2 protein-coding genes and 1 pseudogene are annotated in these 1,630 nt (G+C 40.2%); 2 read left to right on the top strand and 1 reads right to left on the bottom strand.

Going from position 1 to position 1,630, the window contains the following annotated elements; translation table 11 throughout:
* Positions 1–577: 577 nt before the first annotated feature.
* Entirely contained in the window at positions 578–982 is a 405-nt protein-coding gene (locus F6J99_RS44845; RefSeq protein WP_293123858.1) for a HEAT repeat domain-containing protein, read from the bottom strand.
* Positions 983–1,106: 124 nt separating this feature from the next.
* Here F6J99_RS44845 and F6J99_RS44840 point away from each other — a divergent pair, with 124 nt between their 5' ends.
* Both F6J99_RS44840 and F6J99_RS44835 read left to right on the top strand, forming a co-directional pair.
* A complete protein-coding gene (locus F6J99_RS44840; RefSeq protein ID WP_293123855.1) occupies positions 1,107–1,292 on the top strand; it encodes a hypothetical protein in 186 nt (61 codons plus the stop codon).
* A gap of 152 nt (positions 1,293–1,444) precedes the next feature.
* Positions 1,445–1,630 (top strand): annotated as a pseudogene (locus F6J99_RS44835) (hypothetical protein); the annotation flags it as partial.

Below are 1,630 nucleotides of genomic sequence, written 5' to 3'. Positions count from 1 at the left end.
GAGCCTTTATGGTTGGTCGGCTATGCAGAAAAGGGGTAAAACTTATTGATTAAGGCGAGCCTGTCTTACGGTAACTTCTAACCATGAGCGACTGCCGTGGTTTCCCCCATGAGCGACTGCATCAAGACAGCGATTGTTTTCGAAGGAAGGCAGAATTAAGAATTAAGAATTAAGAATGTAGAATTCCAGATTATACATTCTTAATTAAAAAAGGTTGAAGGTTTAAGGTTGAAGGTTTAAAAGTTAAGGTTGAATGTTTTCTGTCAGAATGTAGAATGTAGAATCATGAATTCTACATTCTACATTCTAATCTATTCCTATGGTTATATTTTTACAATCCAAACAGGGATGCTAGACTGGATTTAATGTAACCTAAAATGACTCTCCCAAGGTTTTAGACTTTGGGAGTGCTTTACTGGCTGTTAAGCAATTTACTAGATTTCATAATACTTATCAAGCCTTTTTAAGAGCTTATTGATAATAGTTAGCAGTTATCAATTGGGTGAGGTAAATCAGTTGATAATTTTAGGAAACAGGGAACAGCTAAAAAATCCTGTATACTTGATTACTATCAGAACTACCGTAATTTTGCTAATTTCTCAAGAGCAAACTTCCGCAGTTTAGGATCGGAGTCATGCTCTGCTCTATCGAGCAATAAAGACCGGGTTTGGGAATAGTTAGGATAATATTTCAGGATGGCATTCAGGGCTATTTTTCGAGGATTGACATTGTCATAATGCTGGTCTTGATCACGCTCAAAGGGGTCATTGAGAGTGCGATAGCATAAAAATTCAAATAACCAAGGCTGATCTTGCCAACCTTGAGCTAACTGTTCAATTGCTTTAGCTCGCACCAACCAATGCTGATCACAGCGAGCCCATTCTTGAAGTATGGCTAAGGTATCTGGGTGGTCTTTGTAACCTAGAGCTAACTGTTCAATTGCTAACGGGGGGACAGAGCGGGTATAGCCATTGTGTACCAAGGGATACAGCAGATGAAGGAAAAAAAAGATAGGTCAAATATAGTCATGCTGACCTATCTACCAAAAATGATAGCGTGCGCCATACCAGAAAATCCTACAAAATAAGCTGCATCACACCAGGTATTTGTTACTTATTTTAGTCGTTGCCAGCCTACAACTGCTCAGACAGGTCAAACTAGAAGTGTTAGCTGAAGCACTGCCGTTACCTATTTTGTTTGAAAGTCGTCGAAAGAAATTACGTCGGTTTTTGCGCATCAAACAGTTCAATATTGAAACAATCTGGTTTCCCTGTGTAAGTGCTCTGCGCTGAATGGATGTTTAACCCGAACGATAGGATATATTTAGCGATAGACCGCACCAGTTGGGGGGTGATTAATATCTTGATGGTTAGCGTGATCTATGATCATCGTGCCTGGCCGATTTACTGGGAGTTGTTGGATAAAAAAGGCAGTAGTAATTTTGATGAGCAAACGGCTGTTTTGGCGCTTAAGTCTTGGGTTACTATCCAACTATAGCGTAGTGGTGTTAGGAGACCGGGAATTTTGTTCACCCAAACTGGGTAACTGGCTGAGCTTGCAGGGTGTATACTTTTGTTTGAGACAGAAAAAGAATACCCTTGTTTGGCACGATACTGAGGTGGATCGGGAG

The sequence above is a fragment of the Moorena sp. SIO4G3 genome (assembly GCF_010692305.1).
GTDB lineage: Bacteria > Cyanobacteriota > Cyanobacteriia > Cyanobacteriales > Coleofasciculaceae > Moorena > Moorena producens_A.
The sequence above is the reverse complement of the archived record's forward strand: the minus strand, read 5'-3'. Positions and strand labels throughout refer to the sequence as shown.